The following is a 451-nucleotide window of genomic DNA, read 5'->3' as shown; positions in this document are numbered from 1 at the left end:
GGGCCTGCCTTGAGCAGGTTGGGATGGCGGCGAAAGCGATGATGGCTATGAGTGGTCTTGTGATAAGCCCGCTTGCGCGGAACCAGTTCGCGCGCGTCACGCAGGATGTCAAATAGACGGTCTCTACCCACGCACAGTGGTGCAGGAGCTTCGACGCTCATCAAATAGTGCAACTTGCGTGTACCAAGCCTTGGCTGGCGACGCCGCTTTTCCAGAACGAAGTCCACCACCTCTTGGGCCTGGCGGACTCTCGCATCAAAAGCACGATTACGCTTGTAGTACGCCTGACGCGAAATGCCCATGAACAGGCAAGCCCTACTAATGCTCAGGTCCTGGATTTGCCCTTGCGAGAGGACTTGCCGGGTCGCTTTTTTACGACAGAAACACCGTAGTCATTTTTCAAAACGTTAACGACGGCTTCAAAGAACTGAGCCTTCTGATTGCTCAGCGC

1 pseudogene is annotated in these 451 nt (G+C 55.0%); it reads right to left on the bottom strand.

The features are described 5' to 3' along the window. Positions 1-451 (bottom strand): annotated as a pseudogene (locus tag JL015_RS27575) (IS3 family transposase); the annotation flags it as partial.

It is taken from the genome of Pseudomonas cichorii (genome assembly GCF_015471405.1).
Classification (GTDB): Bacteria; Pseudomonadota; Gammaproteobacteria; order Pseudomonadales; family Pseudomonadaceae; genus Aquipseudomonas; species Aquipseudomonas serbiensis.
The sequence above is the reverse complement of the archived record's forward strand: the minus strand, read 5'-3'. Positions and strand labels throughout refer to the sequence as shown.